Raw genomic sequence first — 16,719 nt, forward strand, 5'->3', positions numbered from 1 at the left:
ATTCTTCCAATCTATCCATTTTGAGCATCTTTGTTAACAATAGCATCAATTTTACCATCTTTTAAATAGATGACTTTATCTGCATATTTTTCAAATTCTGCATTGTGTGTTACCATCACAACTGCCACATCTTTATCAGCAGATGTTTCCTTCAAGAGGTCAATGATTTTCTGACCAGTTTTCGAATCCAAAGCTCCGGTCGGTTCATCACAAAGCAAAAGTTTTGGCTTTTTAGCTAAAGCTCTTGCGATTGACACGCGCTGCATTTCACCACCAGATAACTGATTTGGAAAGTTATTTTTACGATGACTAAGACCAACTTTTTCCAAATATTGTTCGGATTGCTTTGCATTTTTAGTCAACTGAGCTGCGATGCTAATATTTTCCAAAGCCGTTAAACTTGGAACAAGGTTATAAAATTGAAAAACAAAGCCAACAACATCCTTGCGGTATTTTGATAAATCTTTGTCACTAAGTCCCGTCACATCAGTATCTTCAAATAAAAACTTACCACTCGTTGCTTGATCCATACCACCAAGTAGATTTAGCATGGTACTTTTACCAGATCCAGAGGGTCCTAAAATAATGGTAAACTTCCCTTTTTCAATTGAAAATGATACATCATCCAAAGCCTTAACTTCTTGGTCTCCAACTTGATAAATCTTACTAATATTTTGAAATGTAATCATCTTATCTCCTAAAATTCTGTTAAAAACTTAACTTTTTCTTTTAATGACGGTTCCTTATATTGTTCAATAATGCGTTTTGACACCGCTTCTCTGTTACTTGCAATAATCTCCTCTGCTTTAGCAACAGCTTCTTTAATTGGAACTACGATTGGCAGGTCGTAGTGTTTGATAATTTTTTCCAAGCGTTCTTCTTGGCTGCCTGTTACTAGCTCAGGTTGTTTGCCAATTGCAGCAAACCCTTCTTGAATTTCAAGATCAGATAACGTTCGGTATTTTTCTGATACTGGCCGATGACCATCTGGGTCCATAGCAAACTCTACTGGTAAATGCACCACATCGGTATACCACATTTTCGAATGCATTTTCGCGACTTGACCATAAGCATCCATGTATTTGCGATAGAAACTTTTCCCAGGAATTCCTAAAATCGCTTTTGATAATCTATGGATGAAACTTGACCCAGGATTCAATCCTATTTTTAATCGAACCGTTCCGTAAATCCATTCGTTTAGTACCGAACCATCTGAAATAAAGCTAGAATTTTCTTTGTACAGAATTGCCTCTTCTCTTATTCTCTCCTCAAATCTCTTTAATCCCAAAGTCATGAGCTCAGTAGCATTCATGTCTTGAAATCTCCTACCTGGATAAATTTCAGTTAAAATTTCACGAGCAGACAGCGCATTAATCAAAGGTATCCCAGTTGCAATTGACAATGCCGTTGCTGTTGTCGTTTTCCCAGTTGAATAGGTTCCCGAAATAACCAGTCTGATTTCCCTTTTGTACATTTCTTCATTTTCCCATTAAACTAATATCATGATAAACATAATAAAAAACACTTAAGTCAAATTCCTTTCATTACCTTATATCGCATCAAATCATCCATACTCTCCTTTTCCATTTTTCCTTACCTTTCAATCATACAAAAGCGCAAAAAAACAGACATCCGTAATTTACGAATATCTGTTTACCTTTTTAGTTCAAAATTAGACTAATTTTAATTTGACAGCTTCTCGTACAGCACCTACTCGCCCTGTAACGTTTAATTTCGTGCAAATGTTGGTCACATGGGTATCAACTGTTCGTCTGCTGATAAATAATTCTTTAGCAATTTGAGCATTGGAGTATTCTTCAGCAATCAAGCGTAAAATGCTCAATTCAACCTCTGTCAACAATTGCTTTTTCTGACCTTCTAAAAGACTATCTGGAATGACACAATTCCCATTAGCGACATTGATAATAGTACTCGTTAATTCCGTACAAGATGTCTCTTTCGGCAAAAAAGCTTTGACACCAAGTTCATTGGCACGCTTGTGCAACATCGGCTCATAAAATCCTGAAATGAGAATAATCTTTGGAAAATCAATGTGCATTTGCTTTAATTGTTCAATCAACTCAAAACCATGAATATCCTTCAACATCAAATCCATGATTAGAACATCCACTTTTTTACACAACAAACAGAGTTTCAACTCTTCAACTTCTGTAAATGCACCGACAATGTCAAATTTTTCTTCTTGAGATAATTGTGTACAAATGCCTTGTAAAACCAACTCGTGGTCATCAATCACTGCTATTTTTATCATTCTTATCTCCTTTCGGCAATAGCATTCTGACTTTGGTTGGTGACTTTTCAATTTGCAATTCACCACCTAGAAGTGCCAATTTTTCAGCAATCACATTAAGTCCAAAATGGCTCTTGTGGTCATCTGGCCGTTCAACAAATTTACCATCATCAGAAACTTCAACCACAAGCTGATCCTCCGACTCAAACATAGCTAACTTAATCTGCTTAGCATTACCGTGCAAAATACTATTGGTAATCAATTCCTTTATCGAGCGTAAAATAAAATTACTCACTCGACTTTCAAAATGATAACTGTCAAAAGCCATCTCATGTTCAATCGTTACTGGTTCTTCTTTCTGGAACTTACTCAAGAGTTCCAAAGTAGCATTTTTCAAGCCAAGTTCCTTAATCATCAAAGGATAAATGTTAGAGCACAGCTCACGCAGTTCAAAAACAACATCATCCAAAGTATTCAAGACCTCACTTTTGTCGACGTCTCCTGCAGACTCAATTTGTTTTTTATGGTAAATCACCTCTTGAATGATTGTGTCATGAATAGTGATGGCAATGTCCTCACGTTCCATCTCAACGGCAGAAAAAATTGTTTGCCCATCCAGACGATAATTTAGCTGCTTTGCCATGTCCATAAAATCCTTGATAATCGGCAAAGAACACAAAATAAACAAGAAACAATAAATCGCCACAAACCATATTGGCATAAATTTCATCATAACTGTAAAGGAAATCATGACAAAAGTTGACACAACAGCCTCCAAAATGTAAACCACAGGTAAGGGCAAGTGCGTTCTCGTCACCGTTAAACGATTGACAATTAAATGATTCACAGCTCCCGTAATCGGAAGAAATAACAGAGGAATCGTGCACGAAAACGGAAGGTCATAAGGCAAAGGAAAAACATAACCAATAAATAAAGGAATCAGACTAAGCAGCGTCAATAAAATTAAATTAACCTTCTGCAAAAGAAATGATGAATAATCCTTTACCAAAGAAAGAGCACCTAATATCAACAAAAACGAGAAGCTGACATAAAAAATACCACCAGATAAATATTTCACAAAAATCAAAGGAAGTGAGAACTCTTGGACCAAAATGAAAATCAAAACGGTCACCAAAGAATACCCCATAACAATCCTTGAAAACAAAGACAATTTTGTTGCCGCTTCTTTAAGAATACTTGCTCGCCAAAAAACATCAATGAAAAAAGGAAGCAAGGTAATATACAAAACCACAAATAAGCGCCCTAAAGTATCTCCCATACTCGAAGGTATCAGGGAACTAAGAAAAAATGCTGTCGCAATTAAAAACAAGCTATATCGCTTACTTGACCGACTCGTCTTATCTTTTTTTAAAGGTAAAATCGCCCAAACTAACAACACAAAGGCTATCGCCTCAAAAATAAGAAACAAAGATTTAAATGACTGATTTCCCTTAAAAACAATCTGTTTTTCCTGATGATTACGCTCGACAAGAACAGATTTTGCCTGTTCAACAATTAGCCATTTATTCAGCAAAACGTTTTTACTGCTCTCTTGCTGATCAATTTTTAAAAGAAGATCTCCTTCAGAAAGTTCTGTTTCCTTGGCTAAGCCACCATTGTGAATATCTGTAACTCGCCAATTACCATTTTTAAAATCAGCTTCAACTCCCAGATAATGGTGATGGCTTGTAAAAGTAAAATAATACGCCCCAATCACTAAAAATATCAGCAAGGATATTCTCAGCCAAACTGTCTTACTTATCCTAAACATCTCTCAACTCCTTTACCATAAAACTCCTCAAATCGTGTGATATGGAACTATTATAGCAAAAAATATCATGAAATAAGATAGAACTATTAAATATTCTGATTTTTTAAGGACTGCAAAACTAAAAAAATCCTGAGTCAAACTCAGGAAATCATTCTTAGTCTTTCAATAATTCCGCATATGATTTTCGGTGACCAAGTTGCACTACTATACCATCTTTAATCAAAACAGGACGCTTAATCAACATACCGTCAGAAGCAAGTAAGTCAGCAGCCTCATCAACCGTTAAGCCATCAACCTTGTCTTTCAAGCCAAGTGCACGATAAGCTTGACCGCTAGTGTTGAAAAAGTTTTTGATTGTAAAAGAAGAATTTTCAATCCATGACTTAATTTGATCAGTCTTTGGCGTATCTAGCGTAATATCAATCGCTTCAAAATCAGCCCCTAATTCTTTCAATTCTGCCTTAGCACGACGGCATGTGCTACATTTTGGATATTCGTAAAAAGTAAACATCTTCTACTCCTTTGCTAACAAGAAATCATTTTCCTCATTATATCAAATAAAGACAAAAAGAGCCGAGATTTAATCTCAGCTCATCTTTATTATTTCTTAGCAATCAAACGAACACGAATGATATTATCGCTTGCTTCAAAGTTGGCTACTAAATGATCAACTTTAGCTTTGTCTGTTTCATCAAGATCAAGCAAAGTATAAGCATAATCACCTTTTGAGCGATTGATGATGTTATCGATATTAATACCTAATTCAGAGACAGCTGTTGAAATTTTTGCCACGATATTTGGCACGTTTTTGTTAATCAATGTAATACGATATGGCGCTGTCAAAGCTTGGTGAACATTAGGAAAGTTAACTGAGTTTGTAATTTCACCAGTTTCCATAAATTGACGAATTGTCTTACCAGCCATGATAGCACAATTAAGTTCAGCTTCAGCTGTTGAACCACCTACATGAGGGAAGACAGTGATTTTATCTTTGTTAAGCAACTCTTCAGTTCCGAAGTCTGTAATGTAACGTTTCACAACACCTGCTTCGATAGCTTCAAAAAGTGCTGCATTATCAACCAACTCACCACGCGCAAAGTTGATAACAACAGTTCCTTTTTGCATCAAACCAAACGCTTCGCTATCAAATGTATGGCGTGTTTCATCAGTCAATGGCACGTGAACAGTGATGTAATCACAATTTGCAAAAATCTCTTTGACATCATCAACACGTTTGACATGGTGAGAGATATTCCAAGCTGTTTCAATAGAAACATATGGGTCGTAACCCAAAACGTTCATCCCAAGACGTTGGGCGTAGTTGGCAATGCGTCCGCCAATAGCACCAAGTCCGATGACGCCAAGCGTTTTACCAGAAATTTCATTCCCTGCAAATTGTTTTTTGCCAGCTTCGACTTGTTTTGGAACGTCATCACCTGAAAGAGTATTGACCCAAGCGTTAGCTGCGATGTAATCACGCGCTGACATTAAAATAGAGGCAAGAACTGCTTCTTTAACCGCATTGGCATTAGCTCCTGGAGTGTTGAATACTACAATCCCTGCTGCTGTTGCGTCAGCAATTGGAATGTTATTTGTCCCTGCACCAGCGCGGGCAATTGCTTTTAGATTTTCAGGAAATTCAATGCCGTGAAGATTTTGACTACGAAGAATAAAAGCATCTGGATTTTCTGCTAAATCCCCATCAACTTGAAACTGATTTCCTAATTCTTTAAGACCGACTTGATTAATATTATTAAATGTTTTAACACTGTATACCATAATTACCCCTTTACACCAAGAGCCTGGGATAAAATCTCAGACTCAAATGGCTTATATCGCTATAAAAGAAAAATCTTATTTATTCCTAATCAGAATCATTGACAGAAAGCCTTATTTGTTTTCTGCTTCAAATTTTTTCATGAATTCAATCAAATCAAGCACACCTTGACGAGGGAAGGCGTTGTAAAGACTTGCACGCATACCACCAACTGAACGGTGACCTTTAATATTCTTAAAGCCTAACGGTGTTGCTTCTGCGACAAACTTAGCATCAAGTTCTTTACTTGGTGTCACAAATGGAATATTTGCTACTGAACGTTCTGCTGGATTCTTAACAGGGTTTGTGTAGAAATCTGATTGATCGATGAAATCATACAAAAGTCCTGATTTTTCACGGTTAGCAGCTTCCATCTTATCAACACCACCGAAAGCTTTTACCCATTCAAAGACGAGTTTTGCAATATAGATACTGTATGCAGGTGGTGTATTGTAAAGAGAGCCCGCTTCAGCTTGGATACGATAATCAAGCATTGCAGAAAGTGTTGGCTCATCATTCAAGAAATCTTCACGAACAATAACAACAGTCACACCAGCAGGACCAATATTTTTTTGAGCACCTGCATAAATCAATGCGAAATCTTCAACATTGTAGCGAACCGCTAAAATATTTGAAGACATGTCCGCAACAATTGGCACACCATTAGTATCTGGAAGGTCATAAATAGAAGTTCCTTCGATGGTGTTATTTGTTGTGATGTGAACGTATGCAGCTTCAGGGTCAATATCTTTAGGATCAAATGTAGGAATATGATCGTATACAGTATCTTCTGACGAGGCTAGGAGCAAGGGTTCAAAAGGAACGGATTTGGACAATTTAACAGCTTCAGCATAAGCTTTTTTACCCCATGATCCACCAACTAGATAATATGCCTTACGTCCCTTAGCTAGGTTCAAAGGAAGCATAGTGAATTGTGTAGATGCTCCACCTTGAAGGAACATTACTTTGTAATTATCTGGAATTGCCATCAATTCACGCAATAATTTTTCAGCTTCTTTAATGATATTATCAAACTCTTTGGAACGGTGGGACATTTCTAAAACACTCATGCCGCTACCTTGGTAGTCAAGCATTTCACGCTGTGCTTGTTCAAGCACTGGTTTTGGTAACACTGCAGGACCTGCAGAGAAATTGTAAATTGTCATAAAAATACCTCCGTATAATGGTATAAATTATATCACAATTTTCTGAATTTTGTAAAGATTTTTACGGATTTTTATCCAAAATATTTATGAATAACCATGTTATAATAGTAAATAACAAACATTAAGGAGAAAAAATGATTATCAAAGAATTTTGTGCTGAAAACACAACTTTGCTCAGCCAACTTGACTCATCTGTTAAACGTGTCGAACTTTGTGACAATTTAGCCGTTGGTGGAACAACTCCGTCATACGGTGTCATCAAAGAAGCTGCGCGCTATCTTCACGAAAAAGAAATCTCACTCGCTACAATGATTCGCCCACGTGGTGGTAACTTCGTCTACAATGATAGCGAACTTCGAATCATGGAAGATGATATTCTTCGTGCAGCAGAATTAGAAAGTGACAACCTAGTCCTTGGGCTTTTAACTGAAGATAACCACATCGATGTTGAAGGGATTGAACAACTTCTTCCATCAACTCAAGGCTTGCCACTAGTCTTTCATATGGCATTTGACCAAATTCCTCTTGCTGATCAAAAAGAAGCTATTGACCAACTTGTCGAGCTTGGTTTTGTACGTATTTTGACACACGGTTCTTCAGACAATAACGATATTTTTGAAAATGTTGACCACCTTAAAGAACTGGTTGATTACGCCGACGGACGCATTGAAATCATGATTGGCGGTGGTGTTACAGCTAATAATTATCAAGAATTGATTGAAAAAACTGGCGCCCAAGCTGCACACGGAACTAAAATCTGTTAATAACCCTATAGCACTTTGTGATGACAAGGTGCTTTTTTTATACCAAAAAATCCGAATTCATTTGAACTCGGATTTTCCATCACATTTATTTTAATTTTGGAGATATCTTTGTCACCTAAACGGCGTCTCCTCCACGTTCACCTGTACGAATACGGATGACTTCTTCGATGGGAAGAATAAAGATTTTCCCATCTCCGACTTCTCCAGTGTGAACAGCTTTGCAGATAATATCTACAATTTCGTCAACCGCTGCATCATGAGTAACGATTTCAACTTTGACTTTTGCAAGCAATGTTGGAACAATTTTTTGACCACGAACATATTCTGCAAAACCTCGTTGGTTACCATACCCTAAAACTTGGCTGACGGTCATCCCTTTTGTAAAACCAGCCTTTGATAAGGCATCTTTCAGATCTTCCAAGCGATCTGGACGAATAATAGCCTCGATTTTTTTCATAATGTACACCCTTTCTAAACGTCTCTATTGTAACTTAGTTTAACTCAGTTTTTAATTTTCGACAAGCCAAACGTTGCTGCTTATGAATCCAATCCCATGAAAGTTGGGTAAGCTGTTTCTTCATGTTCGCTGTCATCAAGACCAATAGCTTCGGCACGGTCTTCAACTCGAATACTTGTAAAGATTGAGATAATCTTAACAATGATGAATGTAGCAACTGCTGACCAAACGATTGTGAAAATAATAGCTGCGATTGTTACTAGGAAAAGATGTGCATTTCCGTAAATCAAACCAATATTGTGTTTATCAAGAGCAAGTTCTGGTGTTGTGAAAAGTCCTGTTACCAATCCACCAAAGATACCACCGATACCGTGACAACCAAAAGCATCAAGTGCGTCGTCGTAACCAAATTTGCTCTTAAGAACTGAAATAGCGAAATAACAAATTGGGCTTACACAAAGACCAATTAAAAGTGAACTCCATGTTGATACAAAACCTGCGCCAGGTGTGATAGCGACAAGTCCTGCAACCAAACCAGTTGAAGCACCGACAAGTGAGAATTTACCAGTTAAAACTTTTTCAACAAGCAACCAAGATAGCATTGCTGCCGCTGCTGAAATATGAGTTGTTACAAAAGCATGAACTGCAAGACCATTAGCTGCTAAAGCAGAACCTGCGTTAAATCCAAACCAACCGAACCAGAGAAGTCCTGCACCAAGGAAAACAAACGGAACATTATGAGGACGATATTCTAAACGGTCATAGTCACGACGTTTACCAAGAAGAATGGCTAATACCAAACCAGAAACCCCTGAAGTAATATGAACTACATCACCACCGGCAAAGTCAATCGTACCCCATTGAGCCAAAAGTCCTTCATCCCAAACCATATGTGCAAATGGGAAGTAAACCAACAATAACCAGAAAACAACAAAAATGACTAATGGTGTGAATCGCATGCGCCCTGCTGCTGCCCCTGTCAAAATCGCAACTGTGATAATTGGGAACATCATTTGGAAAGCTGCAAACAAAGCATCTGGAATAGCTAAGCCACGCGTACTAGCTGATTCACTAACACCTTTGAAGAATAGATGAGAGAAGTTACCAATAAGACTTCCGTTCCCGCCAAATGAAAGGGAGTAACCACAAACCATCCACATTACTGAAGCAACTGCAATAGGAATCGCACACATCATCATAGTGTTGATGACATTTTTACGTCTTCCTAAACCACCGTAGAAGAAGGCTAAGCCAGGTGTCATTAAGAAGACTAGGCCAGCACAGATAATCATAAAAGCAATACTTCCTGCATCCATATCAAAAACTCCTTTTATTTTCTAAGGTTTTAATTTTTAAAACCAAACTCAAAATCTCTAACATCGTGTTAGATTTTTATGTTAGATAATATAACACTATTTTTTGGACAAGTAAAGAGTTTTTGGATAAATTTTCTGAATTTTTTAATTTTATAACAAGTGATGTCAGAGAAATATGCTAGTCTAAATCGCACAAAAAGCCTTATTTTAAAAGCTTTTAGCATGATTTAAAAAATACACAAGATGTTAGTTTTTAGTTCGTTTTCTTTATAACTATATATGTTATATTTTCTAACATATGATTGTAAACAAACTAAAAAATCGGGGAAAAATCCCGATTTTTAATGTTTTTTATGAAATACCGTGATAAGCGTTATAAACTTCTTGGCGATTTAAACCATAAGTTTTGGCAACTTTTTTAATAGCTTGGTTAGGTTTGTCTCCAGCTTCGACTAAACTAGCTACAAGTTCTGCCGGATTTAAGTCTTCAGCTGCTTTTTCAGCTTGTGCTTCTTCATCTTGACCAGATACGATTAACAAACATTCACCTTTTAGCGGATTTTCAGTAATGTAATCCAAAAGTTCTGAAATTGCGCCGCGTTGGTATTCTTCATAAAGTTTTGTCAATTCACGGACTAAAACAACTTGTCTGTCACCATAGACAGCTAACATGTTCTCTAAGGTATCTGCCACACGATAAGGTGATTCATAGAAGATTTGAGTTTCAGGGTAAGCTTTTTTACTTTCAAAAAAGTCTTTTTGCTGTCCTGATTTTCGTGGCAAGAAGCCATAAAAGATATGAGGCTGCGGTGCTAGACCACTTGCAATCAAAGCTGTAATCCCCGCTGAAGCACCAGGAAGAGCAACTACTGTAATGTCTTCAGCAATCGCCGCTTTCACCAAATCATGACCTGGGTCAGAAATAGAGGGCATCCCCGCATCTGATACTTGTGCCAAATTTTTTCCAGCTTTCAAAAGCTCGATTAACTCTGGGATTTTTTCATAAGCATTATGCTCATGAAAACTAATTTGTTTAACAGTAATATCAAAGTGCTTCAACAAGAGACCTGTATTTCGAGTATCTTCAGCACAGATAAAATCTGCTGCTTTCAACGTTTCTACTGCACGAAACGTCATATCTTGCAGATTACCAATAGGTGTTGGAACAAGATACAGTGTCCCGTAGTCGCTCTGACCTTTGAAACTTTTTTGTACTTTCATATCAGATAACTACTCCCTATCTAAGACTTCCATACAGAACATGCATTCTTCGTCATTTTCACGACGTTGTCCGTAATAGTCATTACAAATATGGAAACCATCATGGTAAATACTTTCAATATATTTCTTACCTTGTTTAGAAGATTTTACAGGAGCTTCTTGTTCTAATTGAGAAAGACGAGTGCGTAATTTGTCATTCTCAAGTCGAAGAGCCGTATTTTCTTCTAACAAAGATTGTACTTGTTTTTTCATGGCTTCAATTTCAGCCAAGGTAATCATTAAATTTTGTGAAAAGCCATCAAAGGCATCAAATAATTCTTTTTTATCCACGTACTTTGACCTCCTCTAAAGCATAAGTTAAAAGAGTGTGTCGTTCAGGTAATCTTACCTTAACTGTGTCAGAAAAGACATCGATTCCTGCAATAACTCCTAATCCATCAACTGTTTCAATTTCTGTCCCCAAATCAGGGAATTTCTCCTTAGAGGTTTTATAAAATTCATCCTCAAAGCTCAAACAGCACATCAAACGACCACAGATACCAGCCGTTTTTCCAGTGCTAAGTGACATACCTTGATTTTTAACCATCTTGATCGATACCGGTGGAAATTCTCCTAAGAAACTAGCGCAACAAAGGGCACGGCCACAAGGGCCAACACCACCATAAACTTGTGCTTCTTCACGACTATTGATTTGGCGAAGTTCAATACGTGTTTTGAAGTGGGCCGCTAAATCACGCAAAAGCTGACGAAAATCCACACGGTCTTCCGCACAAAATGTAATCAAGACATAACTTCTTTCCAAAGGAAAGACAATGTCGATGACTTTCATTTTAAGCTGATTAGCCTCAATCAACTCATTTACTTTGTCAAATGAATTCATCGCCAAAGTTATATTCTCTTGATAAGCTTGAAAATCTTTATCATTTGCTTGACGAAGGACGCTATCCATTTCAGCAGGTAATTTAACCTCGTCCATATCTTCATTAGCTGTCACAACTTGAGCTAAGCGACAACCTTTTTTATTCTTGATGACTAAATAATCACCAACTTGATAGTTTTGGTTTGGCAAAACATAGACAACTTTGCCTGTTTCTTCGTATTTTACACTCAATACTTCTGTCATGAAATCACCATATATTCTAGCACATTTTGGAAGCTAACATTACTTCTCCACATTTGCTGTGCCTTATAACTTTTCTCTAAATAAGTTAGACTCTCTTTTTGATTAAACTGCTTTGCTAAGAACAAAGGGAGCAGTTGAAAAACTAGTTCTTGCTCAGACTTTTCAGGTGCCGCCTGAACCAAGCGTCCTGTTTCCAAATACGCTGTTGCTTTATCTTTAAAGAGAATTGAGATAAAGCGTTCAATCGTCTGAAGCAAGTCTAAAATCTTTTTATCAGCCATCAACTCATCTAAATGAGCTGGGGTTTTAGCCAATTCACCTAAGATATCTGCCTGAGTTTTCAGAATGCCAGCTTTCTCAGCTTGTTCGACCAAAAGCTTTTTGTTTTTTGGAAAACGAAAGACTTGTGTACGACTCTTAATCGTCGGAAGCACCTTGCTTTCATCACTAGTCAATAGAATCATGTAAGAAGAACTTTGAGGTTCTTCAATGAATTTCAAAAGACTGTTAGCAGCGTTGACATGCATCTTTTCACAGTCTTGAATAATGAAAACCTGTGATTTTCCTTCAAATCCTGAACGTGAAAAGTCACGCATCATTTCACGAATCGTCTCCGTCTTGATAATCTGTCCAGTCGGTTTAACCACTTTAACGTCTGAGAAATCATTGTCATCAATCAACTGACACTCACGACATTTTCCACAAGGTCTACCGTCATGCAAATTCTCACAGAAACGACTTTTGGCAAGATAGAGCGCAAAATCAAAACTGGCAAAATCCCCTGAAAAAAGATAGGCGTGGTTCATCCTATCTGATTTTAAAATCTGATTAAAGTCTTTAAAAAGTTGGGGTTGCAAGCACTCTAAATCCATTTTAATTCCTTTACTTTTTTTAGCTTAAATGCTCAAGAATCACTTGTGTTGCTTCTGCAACAACTTGATCAAGATCACGAGACGCATCAATAGTGACAATACGTTCTTCTGTCTGAGCCAAAGCTAGATATCCTTGTCTAACACGCTTGTGCATGTCTAATTTTTCCAAATCAAGACGATTAACTTCACGATCAGCATTTTTGGCAATTCGAGCCAATCCGATTTCCGATTCAACGTCAAAATAAAGCGTCAAATCAGGTTCTCTACCGTCAGTTGAGAATTCATTTAACTTAGCGATAATATCCTTATCAAGTCCACGCCCTGCTCCTTGATAGGCTACTGAGCTATCAATAAAACGGTCAATCAAGACCACCTTACCAGCTTCTAAAGCCGGCAAAACCTTTTCAACATAGTGTTGACGTCTAGCTGCCATATAAAGAAGCAACTCTGTTTTACTATCCATCGCAACATGCTTAACATCTAAAATAACGTCACGAATGCGTTCTGCAATTTCAACACCACCAGGCTCACGTGTGGTTACAATATCATAGCCCTTCTCTTGCAAAACTGGAAGTACTTTTTCAAGAACTGTTGTTTTTCCAGCCCCGTCTGGACCTTCAAATGTAATGATTATACCGTTTTTCATGAAAATTCCTTAATACTATTTTCTTTACTTCTATTTTATCAAAAATCATGCAAAAAAGCACTGCTAATCTTAGCAATGCTTCTATATATTCCTTAGTCAATAACTTTAGCTGATGTCAATTCAATCGCATCAACTTGAATCCCCTGCTTAATCAATTTTTCACGCAAATCTGTTACATCTGCTTTGCCATCAATTTGAATCTCAATAGCTACCTTACCAGATCTACGTGTCGCAACTACTGTGCGCTTGATATTAAGGTTATCAGCAGAAATCGTATCAACAATTTTAGCTAAAGTCCCAACAGTATCATCTGCTGTTATGATAACACGAACCCCTTCTTCTCCGTAACCTGAAACTTCAAGAAAAGCTTTAAACACATCTTTCTCAGTAATCACACCGAAAACTTGACCTGCCTCAACAACTGGGAGAATTCCAACTTGATTCTTCATCATAGCATAAACAGCATCTTCAAGGCTGGCATAAGGTGAAACTGTGACAACATCTCTAACCATAATATCTCGGATTTTGGTTTTGTTTAACAAATAATTCATTTCATAAATAGAAAGACTAGTCGCTTTTGACGGACTTGCTTCAGCCATTGTTCTTTCAGTAACAACACCAACAAGTCTATCATTTTCAATAACTGGCAAGCGGCGCAATCCTTGTTCTCGCATCATATCCGCTGTGTGAGCGACCGTTGTATCTGGTGATACGTAGACAACTTTTCTCGTCATAAAATCTTTAACTGCCATAATTAATCTCCGCTTATTTTTCTTATATTTATTATATCACAAACTGCAAACGATTCCTAAAAAGGTGAAAAAGGCTGAAACAAGAAAGGGCAGACCTTTGTCCACCCTGTCATCAAAAAACGTTAAAAGTCTATTCTTATCCACCAAGATAAGCTTTACGGACTTCTTCAGATTCCAATAGTTCTTTACCTGTTCCAGAAAGAACAACTTTTCCTGTTTCTAACACATAGCCACGGTCAGCAATTGCTAGAGCTTTGTTGGCATTTTGTTCAATCAACAAAACTGTTGTACCTTGTTTTTGAATATCTTGAATGATATCAAAAATTTCTTGAATAAAGATTGGCGCAAGCCCCATTGAAGGTTCATCAAGAAGCAACAATTTAGGTTGGCTCATCAAAGCACGTCCCATAGCAAGCATTTGTTGTTCACCACCTGAAAGTGTGGCAGCATCTTGCATTTTACGTTCTTCAAGGCGTGGAAAACGATCAAAGACTTTCTTCAAGTTCTTTTGATTTTCTTCACGGTCATTGCGTAAGAAAGCTCCTAATTCAAGGTTTTCAAGCACAGTCAAACCAGGGAAAACATGACGTCCTTCAGGAACTTGCGATAAGCCACTAGCAACAATCTTACGAGCTGGTTCTTTTTGGATTTCTTGACCAAGAAATTCAATTTTACCAGCACTTGGACGAACCAAGCCAGAAATTGTGCGAAGAATGGATGTTTTACCAGCACCGTTGGCACCAATAAGAGTTACAACTTCACCTTCATTAACTTCAAAGGAAACATCTTTTACAGCCTGGATAACGCCGTAATGTACTGATAAATTATCAACTTTTAACATTGCCATTACCCTTCACCTCCAAGATATGCTTCAATGACGCGTTGATTTGTTTTAATTTCATCTGGTGTTCCATGAGCGATTAAACGTCCATATTCAAGAACATAAATGCGCTCAGTAACTTCCATAACAAGACTCATATCATGCTCGATAAGCATGATGGTAATATCAAATTCTTCTTTAATACGACGAATCAATTGTGTTAATTCTGCCGTTTCTTGTGGGTTCATCCCTGCTGCGGGTTCATCCAAGAAAAGAATTTTAGGTTCTGTCGCAAGGGCACGAACAATTTCCAAACGACGTTGTTGTCCATAAGGAAGGTTTTTAGCTAAAGTTTCTGCATCCCCATCAAGGTCAAAAATAGCAAGAAGTTCCATTGCTTTTTGACGAAGTTTTGCTTCACTATGATAGAACTTAGGCAAACGAAGAAAACTTGCCAAAAGATATGGCTTGTTTTGGTTAGCCATACCGACAAGAACATTTTCTAAAACCGTCATATCTTTAAAGAGTCGGATATTTTGGAAAGTACGTGAAAGCCCAAGCGATGCAATTTTATAAGGTTTCTTACCATTTAGTAATGTACCGTCAAGAGAGACTGACCCTTCACTTGGCTCATAAACACCTGTCAAAAGATTGAAAAGCGTTGTTTTACCAGCACCATTTGGCCCGATAAGCCCAACTAACTCACCTTTATCAAGGTGCATTGTCACATCACCAACGGCTGTCAAACCACCGAAATTTTTAGTTAGATTTTTAACATCAAGTAATGCCATTAGTGATTACCTCCTTTGCCTTTATTAAAGAATCGAGACAAGGTAAATTCTTTTGTCCCTAAAAGTCCACCTGGACGGAAAATCATGACTAAAATCAAAGCAAGTGAGTAGATAATCATACGAAGGTTTGAAACATTTTGCAAGAACATGTTCAAAATACCTAAGACAATAGCCGCAAGGATGGTACCTGTAATCGATCCAAGGCCACCAAGAACAGCAATGATCAAATAATCAATTGATTTCATAATCGTGAAATCTTTTGGAACGACTGTTCCGATGTAACCAACGTAAAGAGACCCTGCAATAGCAGAGATGATTGCCCCCATAACGAAAATCATGACTTTCATTTTCGTTACGTTAACTCCCATTGACTCTGCTGCAATTTCATCTTCGCGCACAGCAATGACTTGACGCCCAGTAGATGATCGCAAGAAATTCAAAATCAAAACGGTGATTCCTGCTACAAAGATAAAGATAACTGGCCATGATGTGTATGGCAAAATTCCTGTCAAACCAGCCGCACCATTTGTTAAATCACCACCATTAACGATAACGATACGGATAATTTCAGCCATACCAAGTGTTGCAATAGCAAGATAGTCACCCTTCAAACGAAGTGTTGGCACACCAAAGACAAGGGCTACAAGAACAGCAATCACTACCCCAACAAGCATTGAGAAGTAAAAGCCACCATAAGTTGGATTTTGCTGCGTGATAATGGCTGTCGCATAAGCACCGATTGCCATGAACCCAGCTTGTCCAAGAGTAAACTGACCTGAGAACCCAAGTACTAAGTTAGTCCCAAGTCCCATCAAAATACTAATACCAATTCCCATTAAGATTTGGATATAGTAAAGGTTTAAAATATTGGTTTTGGTTAATAATTCTAGGATTCCAAAAAGAACCACAATAATTGCAAGCCAAGAAAGGTTAAGTTTTAGATTCTTTTTCAT

Annotated in this window: 19 protein-coding genes; 1 reads left to right on the forward strand and 18 read right to left on the reverse strand. The window is 37.5% G+C overall.

What is annotated here, in order from left to right:
* Nucleotides 1–11: 11 nt before the first annotated feature.
* From E0E02_RS00500 to serC, 7 genes are all read right to left on the reverse strand, one after another.
* Nucleotides 12–689 carry an ABC transporter ATP-binding protein gene (locus tag E0E02_RS00500; protein WP_133017537.1) on the reverse strand — a complete coding sequence of 226 codons (678 nt, stop codon included), beginning with the start codon at nt 687–689 and terminating at the stop codon, nt 12–14.
* Nucleotides 690–697: 8 nt separating this feature from the next.
* On the reverse strand, nt 698–1,474 hold the full coding sequence (locus E0E02_RS00505) for an AAA family ATPase (protein ID WP_074560755.1): 777 nt from the start codon (nt 1,472–1,474) through the stop codon (nt 698–700).
* A 198-nt stretch (nt 1,475–1,672) separates the two neighbouring features.
* The gene (locus E0E02_RS00510; protein ID WP_039696457.1) at nt 1,673–2,272 is read right to left on the reverse strand and encodes a response regulator transcription factor; all 600 of its coding nucleotides are present in this window, start codon (nt 2,270–2,272) and stop codon (nt 1,673–1,675) included.
* On the reverse strand, nt 2,250–4,022 hold the full coding sequence (locus E0E02_RS00515; protein ID WP_165937122.1) for a histidine kinase: 1,773 nt from the start codon (nt 4,020–4,022) through the stop codon (nt 2,250–2,252). The genes E0E02_RS00510 and E0E02_RS00515 overlap by 23 nt, the downstream gene beginning before the upstream one ends.
* A 154-nt stretch (nt 4,023–4,176) precedes the next feature.
* Complete coding sequence (locus E0E02_RS00520; RefSeq protein ID WP_133017539.1) at nt 4,177–4,533, reverse strand: arsenate reductase family protein; 357 nt, start codon at nt 4,531–4,533, stop codon at nt 4,177–4,179.
* A gap of 89 nt (nt 4,534–4,622) precedes the next feature.
* A complete protein-coding gene (locus E0E02_RS00525) occupies nt 4,623–5,801 on the reverse strand; it encodes a phosphoglycerate dehydrogenase (RefSeq protein WP_133017540.1) in 1,179 nt (392 codons plus the stop codon).
* 111 nt (nt 5,802–5,912) lie between these two features.
* Nucleotides 5,913–7,004: a 3-phosphoserine/phosphohydroxythreonine transaminase gene (serC, locus tag E0E02_RS00530; RefSeq protein ID WP_039696452.1), complete on the reverse strand. Its 1,092-nt coding sequence runs from the start codon at nt 7,002–7,004 to the stop codon at nt 5,913–5,915.
* 134 nt (nt 7,005–7,138) lie between these two features.
* Between serC and E0E02_RS00535 the strand changes: the two genes are divergently transcribed.
* Nucleotides 7,139–7,768: a copper homeostasis protein CutC gene (locus E0E02_RS00535; RefSeq protein WP_133017541.1), complete on the forward strand. Its 630-nt coding sequence runs from the start codon at nt 7,139–7,141 to the stop codon at nt 7,766–7,768.
* 115 nt (nt 7,769–7,883) lie between these two features.
* Here the strand turns inward: E0E02_RS00535 and E0E02_RS00540 are convergent, their stop codons facing one another.
* The 11 genes from E0E02_RS00540 to E0E02_RS00590 all read right to left on the reverse strand — a co-directional run bounded on the left by E0E02_RS00540 (nt 7,884) and on the right by E0E02_RS00590 (nt 16,719).
* A complete protein-coding gene (locus E0E02_RS00540; RefSeq protein WP_039696436.1) occupies nt 7,884–8,225 on the reverse strand; it encodes a P-II family nitrogen regulator in 342 nt (113 codons plus the stop codon).
* Between the two features lie 80 nt (nt 8,226–8,305).
* Complete coding sequence (locus E0E02_RS00545) at nt 8,306–9,541, reverse strand: ammonium transporter (RefSeq protein WP_074564236.1); 1,236 nt, start codon at nt 9,539–9,541, stop codon at nt 8,306–8,308.
* A gap of 351 nt (nt 9,542–9,892) precedes the next feature.
* On the reverse strand, nt 9,893–10,762 hold the full coding sequence (gene rsmI / locus E0E02_RS00550; RefSeq protein ID WP_133017542.1) for a 16S rRNA (cytidine(1402)-2'-O)-methyltransferase: 870 nt from the start codon (nt 10,760–10,762) through the stop codon (nt 9,893–9,895).
* A 9-nt stretch (nt 10,763–10,771) separates the two neighbouring features.
* Nucleotides 10,772–11,092: a DNA replication initiation control protein YabA gene (gene yabA / locus E0E02_RS00555; RefSeq protein WP_039696433.1), complete on the reverse strand. Its 321-nt coding sequence runs from the start codon at nt 11,090–11,092 to the stop codon at nt 10,772–10,774.
* On the reverse strand, nt 11,085–11,885 hold the full coding sequence (gene ricT / locus E0E02_RS00560) for a regulatory iron-sulfur-containing complex subunit RicT (RefSeq protein WP_039696432.1): 801 nt from the start codon (nt 11,883–11,885) through the stop codon (nt 11,085–11,087). The genes yabA and ricT overlap by 8 nt, the downstream gene beginning before the upstream one ends.
* Entirely contained in the window at nt 11,882–12,757 is an 876-nt protein-coding gene (locus E0E02_RS00565) for a DNA polymerase III subunit delta' (protein ID WP_074564241.1), read from the reverse strand. Before E0E02_RS00565 ends, ricT begins: the two co-directional genes overlap by 4 nt.
* Before the next feature lie 19 nt (nt 12,758–12,776).
* Nucleotides 12,777–13,403: a dTMP kinase gene (gene tmk / locus E0E02_RS00570; protein WP_074564243.1), complete on the reverse strand. Its 627-nt coding sequence runs from the start codon at nt 13,401–13,403 to the stop codon at nt 12,777–12,779.
* A gap of 92 nt (nt 13,404–13,495) precedes the next feature.
* On the reverse strand, nt 13,496–14,155 hold the full coding sequence (locus E0E02_RS00575; protein WP_133017543.1) for a CBS domain-containing protein: 660 nt from the start codon (nt 14,153–14,155) through the stop codon (nt 13,496–13,498).
* A 136-nt stretch (nt 14,156–14,291) separates the two neighbouring features.
* Complete coding sequence (locus E0E02_RS00580; RefSeq protein ID WP_074564244.1) at nt 14,292–15,002, reverse strand: ABC transporter ATP-binding protein; 711 nt, start codon at nt 15,000–15,002, stop codon at nt 14,292–14,294.
* Nucleotides 15,002–15,766 carry an ABC transporter ATP-binding protein gene (locus E0E02_RS00585; RefSeq protein WP_133017544.1) on the reverse strand — a complete coding sequence of 255 codons (765 nt, stop codon included), beginning with the start codon at nt 15,764–15,766 and terminating at the stop codon, nt 15,002–15,004. The genes E0E02_RS00580 and E0E02_RS00585 overlap by 1 nt, the downstream gene beginning before the upstream one ends.
* Nucleotides 15,766–16,719, reverse strand: a complete 954-nt coding sequence (locus E0E02_RS00590) for a branched-chain amino acid ABC transporter permease (RefSeq protein ID WP_133017545.1) — start codon at nt 16,717–16,719, stop codon at nt 15,766–15,768. Before E0E02_RS00590 ends, E0E02_RS00585 begins: the two co-directional genes overlap by 1 nt.

It is taken from the genome of Streptococcus sp. KCJ4932 (assembly GCF_004352745.1).
In the GTDB taxonomy this organism is placed as follows: Bacteria; Bacillota; Bacilli; order Lactobacillales; family Streptococcaceae; genus Streptococcus; species Streptococcus ruminicola.

What these genes read in the sequence shown, in the direction of transcription:
- E0E02_RS00545 (WP_074564236.1), bottom strand. Translation starts at nt 9,541, where the DNA reads ATGGATGCAGGAAGTATTGCTTTTATGATTATCTGTGCTGGCCTAGTC.
- E0E02_RS00510 (WP_039696457.1), bottom strand. Translation starts at nt 2,272, where the DNA reads ATGATAAAAATAGCAGTGATTGATGACCACGAGTTGGTTTTACAAGGC.
- rsmI (WP_133017542.1), bottom strand. Translation starts at nt 10,762, where the DNA reads ATGAAAGTACAAAAAAGTTTCAAAGGTCAGAGCGACTACGGGACACTG.
- ricT (WP_039696432.1), bottom strand. Translation starts at nt 11,885, where the DNA reads ATGACAGAAGTATTGAGTGTAAAATACGAAGAAACAGGCAAAGTTGTC.
- E0E02_RS00540 (WP_039696436.1), bottom strand. Translation starts at nt 8,225, where the DNA reads ATGAAAAAAATCGAGGCTATTATTCGTCCAGATCGCTTGGAAGATCTG.
- serC (WP_039696452.1), bottom strand. Translation starts at nt 7,004, where the DNA reads ATGACAATTTACAATTTCTCTGCAGGTCCTGCAGTGTTACCAAAACCA.
- E0E02_RS00575 (WP_133017543.1), bottom strand. Translation starts at nt 14,155, where the DNA reads ATGGCAGTTAAAGATTTTATGACGAGAAAAGTTGTCTACGTATCACCA.
- E0E02_RS00585 (WP_133017544.1), bottom strand. Translation starts at nt 15,766, where the DNA reads ATGGCATTACTTGATGTTAAAAATCTAACTAAAAATTTCGGTGGTTTG.
- tmk (WP_074564243.1), bottom strand. Translation starts at nt 13,403, where the DNA reads ATGAAAAACGGTATAATCATTACATTTGAAGGTCCAGACGGGGCTGGA.
- E0E02_RS00590 (WP_133017545.1), bottom strand. Translation starts at nt 16,719, where the DNA reads ATGAAAAAGAATCTAAAACTTAACCTTTCTTGGCTTGCAATTATTGTG.
- E0E02_RS00515 (WP_165937122.1), bottom strand. Translation starts at nt 4,022, where the DNA reads ATGTTTAGGATAAGTAAGACAGTTTGGCTGAGAATATCCTTGCTGATA.
- E0E02_RS00525 (WP_133017540.1), bottom strand. Translation starts at nt 5,801, where the DNA reads ATGGTATACAGTGTTAAAACATTTAATAATATTAATCAAGTCGGTCTT.
- E0E02_RS00500 (WP_133017537.1), bottom strand. Translation starts at nt 689, where the DNA reads ATGATTACATTTCAAAATATTAGTAAGATTTATCAAGTTGGAGACCAA.
- E0E02_RS00535 (WP_133017541.1), top strand. Translation starts at nt 7,139, where the DNA reads ATGATTATCAAAGAATTTTGTGCTGAAAACACAACTTTGCTCAGCCAA.
- E0E02_RS00520 (WP_133017539.1), bottom strand. Translation starts at nt 4,533, where the DNA reads ATGTTTACTTTTTACGAATATCCAAAATGTAGCACATGCCGTCGTGCT.
- E0E02_RS00580 (WP_074564244.1), bottom strand. Translation starts at nt 15,002, where the DNA reads ATGGCAATGTTAAAAGTTGATAATTTATCAGTACATTACGGCGTTATC.
- E0E02_RS00505 (WP_074560755.1), bottom strand. Translation starts at nt 1,474, where the DNA reads ATGTACAAAAGGGAAATCAGACTGGTTATTTCGGGAACCTATTCAACT.
- E0E02_RS00565 (WP_074564241.1), bottom strand. Translation starts at nt 12,757, where the DNA reads ATGGATTTAGAGTGCTTGCAACCCCAACTTTTTAAAGACTTTAATCAG.